10 protein-coding genes and 1 pseudogene are annotated in these 14,682 nt (G+C 71.1%); 7 read left to right on the top strand and 4 right to left on the bottom strand.

The window, feature by feature from the left end:
* Positions 1 to 35 precede the first annotated feature (35 nt).
* Positions 36 to 512 (bottom strand): GNAT family N-acetyltransferase, encoded by a 477-nt coding sequence (locus tag ACZ7P3_RS27520; protein ID WP_472085724.1) that lies wholly within the window; start codon positions 510 to 512, stop codon positions 36 to 38.
* 152 nt (positions 513 to 664) lie between these two features.
* Between ACZ7P3_RS27520 and ACZ7P3_RS27515 the strand changes: the two genes are divergently transcribed.
* Entirely contained in the window at positions 665 to 1,468 is an 804-nt protein-coding gene (locus ACZ7P3_RS27515; RefSeq protein ID WP_472085723.1) for an exodeoxyribonuclease III, read from the top strand.
* A 114-nt stretch (positions 1,469 to 1,582) separates the two neighbouring features.
* Here ACZ7P3_RS27515 and ACZ7P3_RS27510 read toward each other — a convergent pair whose 3' ends face one another.
* Positions 1,583 to 2,203, bottom strand: a complete 621-nt coding sequence (locus tag ACZ7P3_RS27510) for a MerR family transcriptional regulator (RefSeq protein WP_472085807.1) — start codon at positions 2,201 to 2,203, stop codon at positions 1,583 to 1,585.
* A 332-nt stretch (positions 2,204 to 2,535) separates the two neighbouring features.
* Here ACZ7P3_RS27510 and ACZ7P3_RS27505 point away from each other — a divergent pair.
* From ACZ7P3_RS27505 to ACZ7P3_RS27490, 4 genes and pseudogenes are all read left to right on the top strand, one after another.
* Positions 2,536 to 4,032: pseudogene (locus ACZ7P3_RS27505) on the top strand (flavin-containing monooxygenase); the annotation flags it as partial.
* Positions 4,033 to 4,382: 350 nt separating this feature from the next.
* Positions 4,383 to 5,351: an alpha/beta fold hydrolase gene (locus ACZ7P3_RS27500; RefSeq protein ID WP_472085806.1), complete on the top strand. Its 969-nt coding sequence runs from the start codon at positions 4,383 to 4,385 to the stop codon at positions 5,349 to 5,351.
* On the top strand, positions 5,348 to 6,232 hold the full coding sequence (locus ACZ7P3_RS27495) for an SDR family oxidoreductase (protein ID WP_472085722.1): 885 nt from the start codon (positions 5,348 to 5,350) through the stop codon (positions 6,230 to 6,232). The genes ACZ7P3_RS27500 and ACZ7P3_RS27495 overlap by 4 nt, the downstream gene beginning before the upstream one ends.
* 94 nt (positions 6,233 to 6,326) lie before the next feature.
* Positions 6,327 to 6,590, top strand: a complete 264-nt coding sequence (locus ACZ7P3_RS27490; protein WP_472085721.1) for a hypothetical protein — start codon at positions 6,327 to 6,329, stop codon at positions 6,588 to 6,590.
* 305 nt (positions 6,591 to 6,895) lie between these two features.
* Here the strand turns inward: ACZ7P3_RS27490 and ACZ7P3_RS27485 are convergent, their stop codons facing one another.
* Positions 6,896 to 7,606, bottom strand: coding sequence for a trypsin-like serine protease (locus ACZ7P3_RS27485; RefSeq protein WP_472085720.1), 711 nt, complete (start codon positions 7,604 to 7,606; stop codon positions 6,896 to 6,898).
* Between the two features lie 341 nt (positions 7,607 to 7,947).
* Positions 7,948 to 11,520 carry a S41 family peptidase gene (locus ACZ7P3_RS27480; protein ID WP_472085719.1) on the bottom strand — a complete coding sequence of 1,191 codons (3,573 nt, stop codon included), beginning with the start codon at positions 11,518 to 11,520 and terminating at the stop codon, positions 7,948 to 7,950.
* Between the two features lie 156 nt (positions 11,521 to 11,676).
* Between ACZ7P3_RS27480 and ACZ7P3_RS27475 the strand changes: the two genes are divergently transcribed.
* Complete coding sequence (locus tag ACZ7P3_RS27475; protein ID WP_472085718.1) at positions 11,677 to 12,279, top strand: TetR/AcrR family transcriptional regulator; 603 nt, start codon at positions 11,677 to 11,679, stop codon at positions 12,277 to 12,279.
* Positions 12,280 to 12,382: 103 nt separating this feature from the next.
* The gene (locus ACZ7P3_RS27470) at positions 12,383 to 14,608 is read left to right on the top strand and encodes an MMPL family transporter (protein ID WP_472085717.1); all 2,226 of its coding nucleotides are present in this window, start codon (positions 12,383 to 12,385) and stop codon (positions 14,606 to 14,608) included.
* The last annotated feature ends 74 nt before the right edge of the window (positions 14,609 to 14,682 follow it).

The raw sequence follows: 14,682 nt of genomic DNA, 5'->3' as shown, positions 1-14,682 counted from the left end.
CCGGTCGGCAGTAGCCGACCGGGGCTTCATCGTGTCTACAGCTGCTTCGCGTAGCAGCGGCTCTCCTCGTAGTGGCGGTAGTAGCCGAACTTGGCGCAGGGCTCGTAGCCGCTCGACGTGTAGAGGGCGATGGCCTCGGGCTGCTTGGTGCCGGTCTCCAGGACCATGCGGACGCGGCCGGCCGTGCGGGCGTCCTCCTCCAGGGCCGTGAGCATGCGGCGGGCCAGGCCGAGGCCGCGCATCTCCGCCACGACGAACATGCGCTTGAGTTCGGCGTCGCCGTCCTCGTTGCCCTCTTCGTTGCGGTCCTGGCTGCGCCAGCCGCCGGTGGCCACCGGGCGCTCGTGTTCGTCGTAGGCGATCAGGTACACGCCCCGGGGCGGGTCGAACTCGGCGGCGTCGAGGGCGGTGGCGTCGCCCCCGTCGCCGTAGCGCAGGTGGTACTCGGCCTGGACCTCGTCGTTGAGCTTGACGGCGTCGGGGTGGTCGAAGTGGACAGGGCGTATATTCATGCTAGGTATCGTACTTCTATGCAGGCACATCGGTGCGGGCGTCGGGATGACCGGGCTCCGACCAGTGTGCCGGTATCGTGCCCTGGTGCTGACTGCGACCTCGGGCGATGTGCCGTGAAACCGGGGTCCGCCGAGAGGTCGAGGAGAGTGCTTTGCTGACGGTGACCTCGGTGAATGTGAACGGGCTGCGGGCCGCCGCCAAAAAGGGCTTCGTGGAGTGGCTCGACGGGACCTCGGCCGACGTGGTCTGTCTGCAGGAGGTGCGCGCCGAGCCGCACCAGCTGCCCGAGGGGGTCCGGCAGCCCGACGGCTGGCACGTCGTGCACGCCCCGGCCGCCGCCAAGGGGCGCGCGGGCGTCTCCCTGTACACGCGGCGCGAGCCCGACCGGGTCCGGGTCGGTTTCGGATCGGCCGAGTTCGACGGCAGCGGCCGCTACGTCGAGGCCGACCTGCCCGGCGTCACCGTCGCCTCCCTCTATCTGCCCTCCGGCGAGGTCGGCACCGAACGGCAGGACGAGAAGGTCCGCTTCATGGGCGAGTTCCTCGCCCACCTCCAGGAGCTGCGGGTGCGGGCCGCCGCCGACGGGCGCCAGGTGGTCGTCTGCGGCGACTGGAACATCGCCCACCGGCAGGCCGACCTGAAGAACTGGCGCGGCAACACCAAGAACTCCGGCTTCCTGCCCGAGGAGCGGGAGTGGCTCACCCGGGTGTTCGCCGCGGAGGAGGGCGGCTACGTCGACGTCGTCCGCGCCCTGCACCCGGACGCCGAGGGTCCGTACACCTGGTGGTCCTACCGCGGGCGGGCTTTCGACAACGATTCGGGATGGCGCATCGACTACCAGGTGGCCACCCCCGGCCTCGCGGCCAAGGCGGTCAAGGGACACGTGGAGCGCGCGGCCACGCATGCCGAGCGGTGGTCCGACCATGCGCCGGTGACGGTCGTCTACGACCTGTAGGGCCGGGCCGACGACTGCAAGGCCGGGCGGGGCCGGCGCCTGCAGGGCCGGGCGGGGCTGACGCGTGCAGGTCTGGGCGGGGCCGGCGCCTGCAGGGCCGGGCGGGGCCGCCGCTCAGGCCCGCTTGCTCAGCTGCCGGTCCAGGGCCAGGGACAGTTCCGCCTCCACCACGCTGCGGGCGAGCGGGCGCAGGCGGTGCAGGTCCTCCTCGGGGGCGTGGCGCAGGATCATGCCGGTGAAGAGTTCGGCGAGGGCGTCGGCGTGTTCCCGGACGCGTTCGGCGGCCGCCAGCACCTCCGCGAGCGGGATGCCCTCGCGGACCAGGGCGGAGGAGACGTCCAGCAGACGGCGGCTGATGTGGACGATCTCGTCGCCGTCGGTGCCGAGGTAGCCCAGAGCCATGGCGGCGGCGAGATTCTCGGGCGTGACCTCGCCCTCGAAGCGGGCGGCGAGCTCCTCGGGGGTGAGGCGGACCGGCTCCTCCTCCGTGGGGCTGTCGACGCCGAGGAGGTCGGCGACATCGCGGCCCTGGTCGAGGGCCTCCGCGAGTTCCGCGATGCCGTTCAGGGTGTGGCCGCGCTCCAGCAGGGCCGAGATCGTGCGCAGACGGGCCAGGTGATGGTCGTCGTACCAGGCGATACGGCCCTCGCGGCGGGGAGGGCGGATCAGCTTGCGTTCGCGGTAGAAGCGCAGCGTGCGCACGGTGATGCCGGCCAGCCGGGCCAGCTCCTCCATGCGGTACTCGCGCGCCGTGCCGTCCTGTCCGTGTGCCGTGCCGTCCTGCCCGGGGCCGTCCTGTCCGTGTGCCGTGCTGTCCTGTCCGCGTGCTGCACCCCGCCCCGTGCCGTCCTGTCCGCGCGTTCCACCGTCCCGCCCGCGCTCCCCACCGTCCCGTCCGCCGCTGTGTCCGCTGCCGTGTCCGCCGTCGTCTGCCACGCCCGCAGCCTATGGCGTACCGCCGGTAACTTTCCTTCCCCCACCCCTACCGCTCGGTACGGAGCTGCTCTACAGTCCCATTGCGCCAGTGTTCACTGGCAGAGTCCAAGGCGATGCGTGGAGGCTCCGGGATGGCCGAGCACGAGCATGTACGAGTGGCGGTGATCGGGTCCGGCTTCGGCGGCCTGGGGGCCGCCGTGCGGCTGCGCCGCGAGGGGATCACCGACTTCGTCGTCCTGGAGCGGGCCGGGAGCGTCGGCGGCACCTGGCGGGACAACAACTACCCGGGATGCGCCTGTGACGTCCCCTCCCACCTGTACTCCTTCTCCTTCGCGCCCAACCCCGACTGGCCGCGCACCTTCTCCGGGCAGCAGCACATCCGCGCCTACCTGGAGCACGTCACCGACGTCTTCGGCCTGCGCCCGCACGTCCGCCTCGATTCCGAAGTGAAGAGGATGACCTGGGACGCCGAGAACGTGCGGTGGACCGTCGAGACCGCCCGCGGGACGCTCACCGCCGACGTCGTGGTCTCCGCCACCGGGCCGCTGTCCGACCCGAGGATCCCCGAGATCCCGGGGCTCGACTCCTTCCCGGGCAAGGTGTTCCACTCGGCCCGCTGGGACCACGACTACGACCTGCGCGGCAAGCGCGTCGCCGTGGTGGGCACCGGCGCCTCCGCCATCCAGATCGTGCCCGCCGTCCAGCGCGAGGCCGGCCGGCTCACGCTCTTCCAGCGCACCCCGCCCTGGGTGATGCCGCGCATGGACCGCGCCATCAGCGGCGTCGAGCGACGGCTGCACCGGGCGCTGCCCTTCACCACCCAGGTCCGCCGCGGAGTGCTGTGGGGCATCCGGGAGCTGCAGGTCCAGGCGTTCACCAAGCGCCCCGACGAACTCGGCCTGGTCGAACAGCTCGCCAAGCGCAACCTGGCCCGCGCCGTCAAGGACCCGGCCCTGCGCGCCAGGCTCACCCCCGACTACCGCATCGGCTGCAAGCGGATACTGCTGTCCAGCGAGTACTACCCGGCGCTCGCCCGGTCGAATGTGGACGTGGTCACGAGCGGGCTCGGGGAGATCCGCGGGTCGACCCTGGTCGCCGCCGACGGCACCGAGGCCGAGGCCGACGCGATCATCTTCGCCACGGGCTTCCACGTCACGGACATGCCCATCGCCGAGCGCGTGGTCGGCGCCGAGGGCATCACGCTCGCGGAGTCCTGGAAGAACGGCATGCAGGCGCTGCGCGGCGCCTCGGCCGCCGGGTTCCCGAACTGGATGACGATCATCGGGCCCAACACCGGCCTCGGGAACTCCTCCATGATCCTCATGATCGAGTCCCAGCTGAACTACCTGGCCGACTACCTGCGCCAGCTCGACGTCCTCGGCGGCCGGGCCGCGCTCGACGCCCGGCCCGCCGCCGTGGACGCCTGGAACCACACGGTCCAGGAGCGCATGAAGCGCACCGTGTGGAACACCGGCTGCACCAGCTGGTACCTCGACGCGAGCGGCCGCAACACCACCATCTGGCCGGGTACGACGACGGAGTTCCGGCGCGCCACCCGGCGCGTCGACCTGGCGGAGTACGAGGTCGTCCGCGCGCCCGGCGCGAAGGGAGCGGACACCGGCGCGGGGCTGACGGCAGCGCCCGCACGCACGACCGGGCAACCGGCGCGCATCACCGGGAAACCGGCCGGCGCGACCGGGCAGTCGGCCGGGACCACCGGGAAACCGGCAGGGGCCACTGGGAAACCGGTCGGCGCGACCGGGGAGTCCGCCGGGACCACCGGGCAATCGGCCGGCACGACCGGGAAATCGGCCGGGACCACCTCCGCATCCGTCGACGGTGACGCGCAGCAGAGCGAGGCCGCCGTATGAGCCGTCTGACCTCAGCGTCCTCAGCGTCCTCAGCCTCCTCGGCGTCCTCAGCGGCCACTGTTTCGGCCACTGCGGCCACTGCGGCCACTGCGCCCTCTGCACCCTCTCTGCCCTCAGCGGCCTCCGTGGTCTCCGGCCCTTACGCCCCGCCCGCCCCCGCCCGCGAACTCACCGTCGTCTCTGCCGACGGCGCGAAGCTGCATGTCGAGGTGCACGGGCCAGAGGACGCGCCGCCCGTCGTCCTCGCCCACGGCTGGACCTGCTCGACCGCCTTCTGGGCGGCGCAGATACGGGAGCTGGCGGCCGACCACCGGGTGATCGCGTACGACCAGAGGGGGCACGGGCGCAGTCCCGCAAACCCCGCGTGCACCACCCGTGCGCTTGCGGACGACCTCGAAGCGGTGCTCGCGCAGACCCTCGCCCGCGGGGAGAAGGCCCTGGTCGTCGGGCACTCCATGGGCGGCATGACGGTCATGGCCGCCTCCGCGCGTCCCCGTTTCCGCGAACACGCCGCCGCCGTCCTGCTGTGCAGCACGGGCAGCTCCCGGCTGATCGCGGAGTCGCGCGTGGTGCCGCTGCGCGCCGGGCGGATGCGTACCCGGATCACCGGGCGCATCCTCGTCTCGCGCGCACCCCTCGGACCGGTCACTCCGGTGGCCAAGCGCATCCTCAAGTACGGCGTCATGGGTGCCGGTTCCGCCCCGCACATGGTGGAGGCGTGCGCGCGGATCGTGCACGCCTGCCCGCGCGCCGTACGCCACGCCTGGGCCACCGTGCTCGCGGAACTCGATCTCGATGACGGCGTACGGGAGTTGACCGCGCCCACCGCGGTGGTGCACGGCGTGGCCGATCGGCTCACGCCCCTCGTGCACGCCCGTGCGCTGGTCGCCGCGCTGCCCCACTGCATCGGCATCACCGAACTGCCCGGCGTCGGCCACATGAGCCCGATCGAGGCGCCCGGGCCGGTGACCGGCAAGATCCGGGAACTCGTCACCGCGTACGTCACCGGGAACACCCCCGGGGACCGGGCCGGGTCCCACCCCACCCCCGTGCAGCACATCAAGGAGGGCGCATGAGCAGGGTCAGCCTCGAAGGTCAGGTCGCCGTCGTCACCGGAGCGGCGCGCGGCGTCGGCGAGCTGCTCGCGCGCAAGCTCTCCGCGCGCGGTGCGAAGGTGGCGCTCGTCGGCCTGGAGGAGCAGGCACTCAAGGCGGTCTCCGAGCGGCTGCACAGCGACAGCGCGCACTGGTACGCCGATGTCACCGACCACGAGGCGATGAGCCGGGTGGCGCAGGAGGTGAAGGACCGGTTCGGGAAGGTCGACATCGTGGTCGCCAACGCCGGCGTGGCGAACGGAGGCCCGTTCATGGACTCCGATCCGCAGGCCTGGCGGCGGGTGATCGAGGTCAACCTGATCGGTTCGGCGGTGACGGCACGCGCGTTCCTGCCGGTGCTCGTGGAGAGCCGCGGCTATCTGCTGCAGGTGGCCTCGCTCGCCGCGATCACCCCGGCGCCGATGATGACGGCCTACTGCGCCTCCAAGTCGGGTGTGGAGGCGTACGCGCACAGCCTGCGCGCCGAAGTCGGCTACCAGGGCGTGCGCGTCGGCGTCGCGTACCTGTCCTGGACCGACACCGACATGGTGCGCGGCGCCGACCAGGACGAGGTCATGCGTGAGCTGCGGCAGCGGCTGCCGTGGCCGTCGAACAAGACGTACCCGCTGGGCCCGGCGGTGGACCGGATCGTCGCGGGGATCGAGCGGCGTTCGGCCCATGTGTACGGGCAGTGGTGGCTGCGCGGGATGCAGGGGGTGCGCGGATATCTGCCCGCGGTCATCGGCAGCGTGGGGCAGCGTGAGATGCGGCGGTTCGCACCGCGTGTGCAGGGGATGCGGTCCGGGCTCGTCGGCGCAGGTGGGGCGGCTGATGAGGAGGCGCGTTCTACGCACCGTAACTGATCGAAGTGCGTTCCGTGTTCGCCCGTGTGAATCTGGTCGAGGCCCCTTCGAGGGGCCGACCCCCCACTCTCACTCACTACAGGAGTGAACCCACATGGGTATGAAGGACAAGTCCAGCGACTGGCAGGACCAGGGCAAGCAGAAGACCGGCGAGGGCCGCGAGAAGGCCGGCCAGCGCGGCCAGCGGCCTGAGGGCGGCCAGCAGCAGCCCGGGCGCGGTCAGCAGCCCGAGCGTGGCCAGCAGAAGGGCCAGCCGCAGCGCGGTCAGCAGCCTCAGCGTGGTGGTCAGAACTACCGCGACATCGAGGACACGGAGCAGCAGGTGGAAGACCGGTTCGACCAGGACTACGACGCGTAGCGCTGCGCTCGGCCTTGGCCGGATTGATGTGGGGCGCCCTGTTGTTGTGGGGCGCCCCATGTTCTTTGTGTGCTGCGGGTGCGTTTTCGGGTGCGGGTGCTTGGGGGCTTGTCGCGCAGTTCCCCGCGCCCCTGTTTATGTGGGGGCTTGTTGGGTAGTTCCGTGGGCCCCAATTCGTGTGGGGGCCTGTTAGGCAGTTCCCCGCGCCCCTGTTTATGTGGGGGCTTGTCGGGTTGTTCCCCGCGTGCCGAGTCGCCGAGTGGATTATCCGAGCTGGGCCCGGCCCGCTCGACGCGAATCAAGCATTAGACCCCGGAGACGTTGGATACTTGCTTGATCCAGGCGGCCAGTGGTGCGGTGGGTTCGGCGTCCGCCTCCGTCTGGTCGTCGCCTCGGGTGAAGACGCCCCAGATCACACCGCCGATCCACACCCCGGCCCCGGAGTCGCCGCTGCTGGGAATCCCGCTGATCCGGCGGAGTTCGATCTCGTCGGCGACGGATGTGTCAACCGCCATCGAACAGACCTTGAGCGACGGGGCCGGAACGGGAACCGAGCTGGTCCGGCCCCAACCGCGGACGGCCACGTTGGCGCCGGCCTTGAGAATCGCGGGACCCTTGCTGTACTTGACGATGTTCTGGAGGTTGCTGACCGGCCGCGCCAGATGCAGGACCGCGACGTCCGGCAAGGTCGCGCCCTGCGGCTTGGGCGCGTGAGCGTAACCGTCGACGCTGATCTCCTGGCCCTGCTTCAGCTTCCGGTTCCCCGACCAGATACGCATGCTCTTGGGGGCAATCGCCTTGCCGCCTCTGATATCGCTGTTCTCGTAAAGACAGTGGTCTGCCGTCAGGACATACCTCGAACCGATGAGAGAACCGGTGCAATCGAAGGTTCCACCGTCTTTGATCCAGATCTGAACCTGCCCGTTCAGAGAACCGCTGGTCGTGCCCCCGATGATGGCGTTCGCCTGTCCCGGGACCAGAACCGAGAACAGGATCGCCACCGCCATTGTGGCCATGGCGGCAACACCCCTGCGGTTACCGATCGCATACCTTCGCCGCATGTCGCTCCTTCACGGTGTAGCGCACCGGCCGGGAGGATTTCCCGGCCTCGCTGCGAAGGCTCACAGAGACCACCCTCCGGGCACCAGGGCACCGCTGGAGACATCAGAGAATGGTCATAATTACCGGTTGCCGTTTGCCCGTTGCCGCCGAGGCGGGGCATGACGAGCGCGATGACGGCTTCGGTGCTGCGGAAGCCGCGTGGAAGGAATCCATGGCGCGTACGGCGTTGTGTTCGGGGCCCGCCCGGAGACGGCATCGGCGGCGTACTCCGCCTCTGTTGTGCGGCCCTTGGCCGTCAAGTGGTCCTTGGCGGGAGCTTTGGCCTGGTGCGGTCGGGGGTGTCGCTGTAGTCCGGGGGGACTGCCGCGGGGTTGGACTCCAGGAGATCCAGGGCCAGTTGGATGGCTTCGTCCATTTCCACGTGGCGTCCCTCGGCCCAGTCCAGGGGGGTGCGCAGGACCTCCACGTCGGGGGCGACGCCGTGGTTCTCCACGGACCACCCGTAGGCGTCGAACCAGGCGGCGTTCATCGGCACCGTGATCACCGTGCCGTCGCCCAGGCGGTGCCGTCCCGTCATGCCGACGACGCCGCCCCAGGTGCGCTGCCCGACCACCGGCCCCAGTTTCAGCAGTTTGAAGGCCGCGGTGATCATGTCGCCGTCGGAGGAGGTCGCCTCGTCCGCCAGGGCCACCACCGGGCCCCGGGGCGCGTTCGAGGTGTACGACACCGGCTGCGCGTTGCGGGTCAGGTCCCAGCCCAGGATGGTCCGGGTCAGTTTCTCGATGACGAGTTCGCTGATGTGGCCGCCCGCGTTGCCGCGCACGTCCACGATCAGCGCGGGCCGGGACACCTCCTTGCGCAGGTCCCGGTTGAACTGGGCCCAGCCCGAGCCGCCCATGTCGGGGATGTGCAGGTACCCGCACTTGCCGCCGCTCAGCTCCCGGACGACCTCCCGGCGTTTGGCGACCCAGTGCTGGTAGCGCAGCGGCCGTTCGTCGATCAGCGGGACGACGGCGACCCGCCGGGCGGCCCGGCTCCCGTTGCCCTCCGGCGGGGCGAAGGTCAGCTCCACGGTGGTGCCGCCCGAGCCGGCCAGCAGCGGATACGGTCCCGTCACCGGGTCGACCGGCCGGCCGTCCACATGGGTCAGGACGGCGCCCTCCCGGATGCCCGTGCCGGCCAGCGGTGAGCGTGCCTTGGAGTCGGAGGAGTCGCCGGGCAGGATGCGTCTGACCGTCCAGGCTCCGTCCCGCCGCACGAAGGCGGCGCCGAGCAGCCCCTGCCAGCGCTGGTAGTGGCGCGGGCCCTCGCTGCGGCGGGCGGCGGTGACATAGGCGTGCGAGGTGCCCAGCTCGCCCAGGACCTCGCGCAGCAGATCCGCGAACTCGTCGGGCGAGGCCACCCGTTCGACCAGCGGCCGGTACTGGTCGAGCACCGCGTCCCAGTCGATGCCGCTCATGCCCGGGTCCCAGAAGTGGGCGCGGATGAGGCGGCCAGCCTCCTCGTAGGACTGGCGCCATTCGGCGGCCGGGTCGACCTCGTGCAGGATGCGGCGCAGGTCGATCCAGACGGTCGTGTCGCTGTCGCCGGACTCGGTCGACGGCACCGCCCGCAGGTCGCCCTCGTCGACCACCACGAGCCGGGTCCCGTCCCCGCTCACCGCGAACCAGTCCAGGTGGTCGACGAGTTCGGCCTTCTTCGCCTTGGTGATGTTGAAGTACTCCAGCGTCGGCCGCCCGCTGATGTCGGCCGGGTTGACGAAGGTCTCGCCGAGCGCGCCGGAGATGGGCCAGCGCAGCCAGACCAGTCCGCCGCCCGCGACCGGGCACAGCGCGGAGTATTTGGAGGCGATGACCGGGAACGGCGTCACCCGGTTCTCCAGGCCCTCCACCTCCACCATCACCGTGCCGGCCTCGCCGGTCTCCTCGTCCTCGACGGGGTCGAGCCCGCCGGCGGCCGGGCGCCCCTCGGGGTTCAGGGCGAACGGGGACGGGGTCGCCGAGGAGAGCGGGACCAGGTACGGGCGGCAGCCCAGCGGGAAGGACAGGTCGCCGGTGTGGACGTCGTACACCGGGTCGAAGCCGCGCCAGGAGAGGAAGGCGAGATAGCGGCCGTCGCGGGTGAAGACGGGATTCTCGTCCTCGAAGCGGCCGTTGGTGACGTCCACGACGAGGTGGTCCTTGATACGGGCCAGCTTGATCTGGCGCAGCGAGCGGCCGATACCGGGGTGGGACCACGTCAGCCAGGAGCCGTCGGGGGAGAAGGCGAGGTCACGGACGGGGCCGTTGAGGGACCGGATCAGCTCGGTGACGTCACCGTCCGAGCGCTCGGCGGCCCGGCCGTCCGAATCTCCGGCGGCTCCGGCGGCTCCGGCGGCTCGGTCGGCTCCAGCGGCTCCGTCGGCCTCACCGTTCGAGCCCCCGGCACCCTCCGCACCCGCTTGCTCCCCGCCCGCCTCCTCCGTACCTGCTGCCGTCCCTCCCGCATCCGCTGCCGTCCCTCCCGCATCCGCTGCCGTCCCTCCCGCATCCGCCTCACCCGCACCCGCTGCGGTCCCTCCCGCTTCCCCTGCACCGGCTTCCCCTGCACCGGCTTCCCCCGCACCCGCATCTGCCGCACCCGCACCCGCTTCCTCGCCCCCCGCGTCCGTCACATCGAGCAGCAGCAGTCGTCCGTCGTGCGAGGCGATCGCCAGTCGTTCGCCCAGGGGGTCGCTGATCATCTCCTGGACCCGCCCCAGCTCCCCGGAGGCCAGGCGGCGCGGGGCGCGGTCGCCGGTGGCGCGGGGCAGCTGGGCGATCTCGACGGCGTCCTCGCCCTCGGCGTCCGTCACGTACGCCACCTGCCCGGTCGAGCCGAGCATCTCCGGGAGCCGGACCCTGACCCCCGGCGTGTCGGTGATCGTGCGTGCCGGGCCGTCCCGGTGCGTGAGCCAGTACAGGCTGCCGCGGATGACGACGGCGCTGGCCCGGCCGGTCTCGTCCACGGAGATGCCGTCCACGTGCTGGGCGGCCGGCACCTGGTACCTGCGGCGCCCCGCGCGCGGGGCGCCGAGCCGGATGTCGAGGCGGCGCGGTACGGCGCCGGGTGCGAAGTCGTCCACCAGCCACAGGTCGCCCGCGCACTGGTAGACCACCCGGGTGCCGTCACTGGAGGCGTGGCGGGCGTAGAACGCGTCGTGGTCGGTGTGGCGGCGCAGGTCGGAGCCGTCGTAGGCGCAGGAGTAGAGGTTTCCGACGCCTTCGTGGTCGGAGAGGAAGGCGATCCGGCCGGCGACGAACACGGGGGCTTCCAGGTGCCCGCCGATGTCCGGCAGGAGCCGCTGCCCGTGCAGCCACAGCCGGCCCATGGCGCCGCCCCGGTACCGCTTCCAGGAGGCGGGTTCGTGCGGCGGGGTGCCGGTGAGCAGCAGGGTCTTGTGCCCGCCGTCGACGTCGGCGACCTGGATGTCGGCGACCGGGCCCCAGGGCAGCTTGCGGCCGGGGTCGCCGTCCGGGGTGACCTTGTAGGCCCAGGTGAAGTAGGAGAAGGGTTCGCCGTGGGAGGCGACGGCGAGGATGTCGCTGCTGCCGTCCTCCTCGGGGGGCGTCCAGCCGCGGACCTCAGTGTCCGTGCTGCCCCAGTAGGTCAGTTGCCGCCCGGGGCCGCCGTCGACGCCGACGAGGTGGATCTCGGGTTCGAGGCTGCGCCAGCTCGTGTAGGCGATCTGGCGGCCGTCGGGAGAGAAGCGGGGGTGGCCGGCCTTCGTGCGGTCCACCGTGAGCCGCCAGGCGCGGCCCGGGGTGTCGAGGGCGGCCAGCCAGAGGTCGTCCTCGGCCACGAAGCACAGCAGGTCGCCGCTGAGGTGGGGGAAGCGCAGATAGCTCACCTCCCCATGCTTTTCCGGAGGCGGGGGCCCAGCAACTTATGCGGAACCGACAGCCGTGAGGCAGGACACGTACGAAACGGTTTCGTTTCGCAAGGTTCTGCGGTACCTTCATAGACGTACGGAGCCGTGTCGTTCGAAGCAGGAAGGGTGAGGCAGATGACTGAGACCGCCACCGTGCGTCGCAGTCGGATCACGCCCGAGCGCGAGGCCGAGTTGTACGAGGCCGTGCTCGACCTGCTCCGGGAGGTCGGCTACGACGCCCTCACCATGGACGCCGTCGCCGCCCGTACCCGCTCCAGCAAGGCCACGCTCTACCGCCAGTGGGGCGGCAAGGCCGAACTGGTGGCGAAGGCCGTGCGGCACAACAAGCCGGGCGGGTCCGCCGACGAGGTCGACACCGGGTCGCTCAGGGGCGATCTGCACGCCCTCACGATGCGTTCGGACGACTGCGAGATGGAACAGAACTCCGCGCTGATGCGGGGTCTGGCCATGGCGATCCACGGCAACCCGGACCTCCTGCGGGCGTTCCGGGAACACCTCATCGAGCCGGAGACGGCGGAACTCCGGCGCGTGCTGCAACGGGCGGTCGACCGCGGCGAGGTCCGCGCGGACAACCCGGCGATCGACTACGTGATGCACATGATGATCGGCGGGTTCGCCGCCCGCACGATGCTCGACGAACAGCCGCCGACCCAGGCCTTCCTGCTCTCGTACATCGACGCCGTGGTGCTCCCCGCCCTCGGCGTCACCACCCGCTGAACCCTCTCCCCATCAAGCCCACCACCTGACGTCACCGCTCACGTCGTCGGGCTGATCGCCCCTGCCCTGATGAACCCCACGACTTGACCGGGAGTACGCCCTCGTGGCCACGTTCCTCTACAAACTCGGCCGGCTCGCCTTCCGGCGACGGCACTTCGTCGCCCTCATATGGGTCGCGCTGCTCACCCTCGCCGGGGTGGGCGCCGCCTCCGCGCCGGCCGCCGGCAACTCGTCCTTCTCCATCCCGGGCACCGAGGCCCAGAAGGCCTTCGACCTGCTGGAACAGCGCTTCCCCGGAATGAGCGCCGACGGCGCGACCGCACGGGTCGTCTTCAAGGCGCCGGGCGGCGAGAAGATGACGGACGCGGACAACAAGAAGGCCGTGAACAAGACGGTCAAGGAGCTCAAGACCGGCTCCGAGGTCGCCTCCGTCGCCGACCCCTACACCGGGCACGCCGTCAGCAAGGACGGCAGGATCGCCTACGCCTCGGTGAAGTACAAGGTCTCGGGCATGGAGCTCAAGGACTCCTCCCGCGACGAGCTGAAGAGGGCCGCGCAGGACGCGCGGGACGCCGGGCTCACCGTCGAGGTCGGCGGTGACGCGCTGCAGGCGACGCCCGAGACCGGCTCCAGTGAGATCATCGGCATCGCGGTCGCCGCGGTCGTCCTCGTCATCACCTTCGGCTCGCTGCTCGCGGCCGGATTCCCGCTGCTGACCGCGATCATCGGCGTCGGCATCGGCGTCTCCACGATCACCGCGCTCGCCAGCGCCCTGGACCTGGGCACCACCACCTCCACCCTGGCCTCGATGATCGGCCTCGCCGTCGGCATCGACTACGCCCTCTTCATCGTCTCCCGCTACCGCTCCGAACTGGCCGAGGGCCGCGAGCGCGAGGAGGCGGCCGGACGGGCCGTCGGCACGGCGGGCTCGGCGGTGGTCTTCGCCGGCCTCACCGTGGTCATCGCCCTGGTCGGCCTGTCCGTGGTCAACATCCCGATGCTGACCAAGATGGGCGTCGCGGCCGCGGGCACGGTCGCCATCGCGGTCCTCATCGCCCTCACCCTGATCCCGGCGCTGCTCGGCTACGCCGGCCGCAGGATCAAGCCGACCGGCGAGAAGAGCAGGCTGCTCGGCGGCGGCAGGGCCAAGAGCGCCGAGAAGCAGGCCCGCCCCAACATGGGCACCCGCTGGGCGAGCTTCGTCGTACGGCGCCCGGTCGCCGTCCTGCTGCTCGGCGTGATCGGCCTCGGCGCGGCGGCGGTCCCGGCCGCCTCCCTCGAACTGGGCCTGCCGGACGACGGCTCCCAGCCGGTCTCCACCACCCAGCGCCGCGCCTACGACCTGCTGTCCGAAGGCTTCGGCCCCGGCTTCAACGGCCCGCTGATGGTCGTGGTCGACGCCAAGGACAGCGCCGACCCCAAGGCGGCCTTCTCCAAGGTCGGCCATGAGATCAAGGGCCTGAAGGACGTCGTCACGGTCACCCCGGCCGCGCCCAACAAGACCGGCGACACCGCGACGATCACCGTCGTCCCGAACTCCAAGCCGTCCTCGACCACCACCGAGGACCTGGTGCACGCCATCCGCGGCAAGGGCGCGGGCATCACCTCCGCGACCGACGCGAAGCTGCTGGTCACCGGCTCCACTGCGATGAACATCGACGTCTCGCAGAAGCTGAACGACGCGCTGCTGCCGTACCTGGCGCTCGTCGTCGGCCTGGCCTTCCTCCTGCTGATCGTGGTCTTCCGCTCGATCCTCGTCCCGCTGAAGGCGGCCCTCGGCTTCCTGCTCAGCGTGATGGCGGCCCTCGGCGCCGTGGTCGCGGTCTTCCAGTGGGGCTGGCTGTCGGGCCTGATGAACGTCGAGCAGACCGGTCCGGTCATGTCGATGATGCCGATCTTCATGGTCGGCGTGGTCTTCGGTCTCGCCATGGACTACGAGGTGTTCCTCGTGACCCGGATGCGGGAGGCGTACGTCCACGGGGAGAAGCCCAGCCAGGCCGTCGTGACCGGGTTCAACCACGGTGCACGGGTCGTCACGGCCGCCGCCGTCATCATGACCGCCGTCTTCTCCGGCTTCATGGGCTCCAGCGAGGCGATGGTCAAGATGATCGGCTTCGGCCTCGCCATCGCCGTCTTCTTCGACGCGTTCATCGTCCGCATGGCCATCGTCCCGGCGGTGCTCGCGCTGCTCGGCAAGAAGGCCTGGTGGCTGCCGAAGTGGCTGGACCGCGCCCTGCCCAACGTGGACGTCGAGGGCGAGGGGCTGCGTACGGCGGCGGACCGCAGGAACGCCGACCCCGACGGGGAACGGGAGCTGGTACGCGTCTGACGTACCGCTCGTGAAAGACCGCCGGTGAGGGATCCGTGGGGACGGGGCGCCCTCACCGGCTTCTTTCTGCCCTC

This window comes from Streptomyces sp. NPDC107581 (assembly GCF_055657175.1).
This window is presented reverse-complemented; position numbering and strand designations above follow the sequence as displayed.

Coding starts and splice junctions, on each gene's coding strand:
- ACZ7P3_RS27520 (WP_472085724.1), bottom strand. CDS start 512: ATGAATATACGCCCTGTCCACTTCGACCACCCCGACGCCGTCAAGCTC.
- ACZ7P3_RS27510 (WP_472085807.1), bottom strand. CDS start 2,203: ATGGAGGAGCTGGCCCGGCTGGCCGGCATCACCGTGCGCACGCTGCGC.
- ACZ7P3_RS27495 (WP_472085722.1), top strand. CDS start 5,348: ATGAGCAGGGTCAGCCTCGAAGGTCAGGTCGCCGTCGTCACCGGAGCG.
- ACZ7P3_RS27490 (WP_472085721.1), top strand. CDS start 6,327: ATGGGTATGAAGGACAAGTCCAGCGACTGGCAGGACCAGGGCAAGCAG.
- ACZ7P3_RS27485 (WP_472085720.1), bottom strand. CDS start 7,606: ATGGCCACAATGGCGGTGGCGATCCTGTTCTCGGTTCTGGTCCCGGGA.
- ACZ7P3_RS27475 (WP_472085718.1), top strand. CDS start 11,677: ATGACTGAGACCGCCACCGTGCGTCGCAGTCGGATCACGCCCGAGCGC.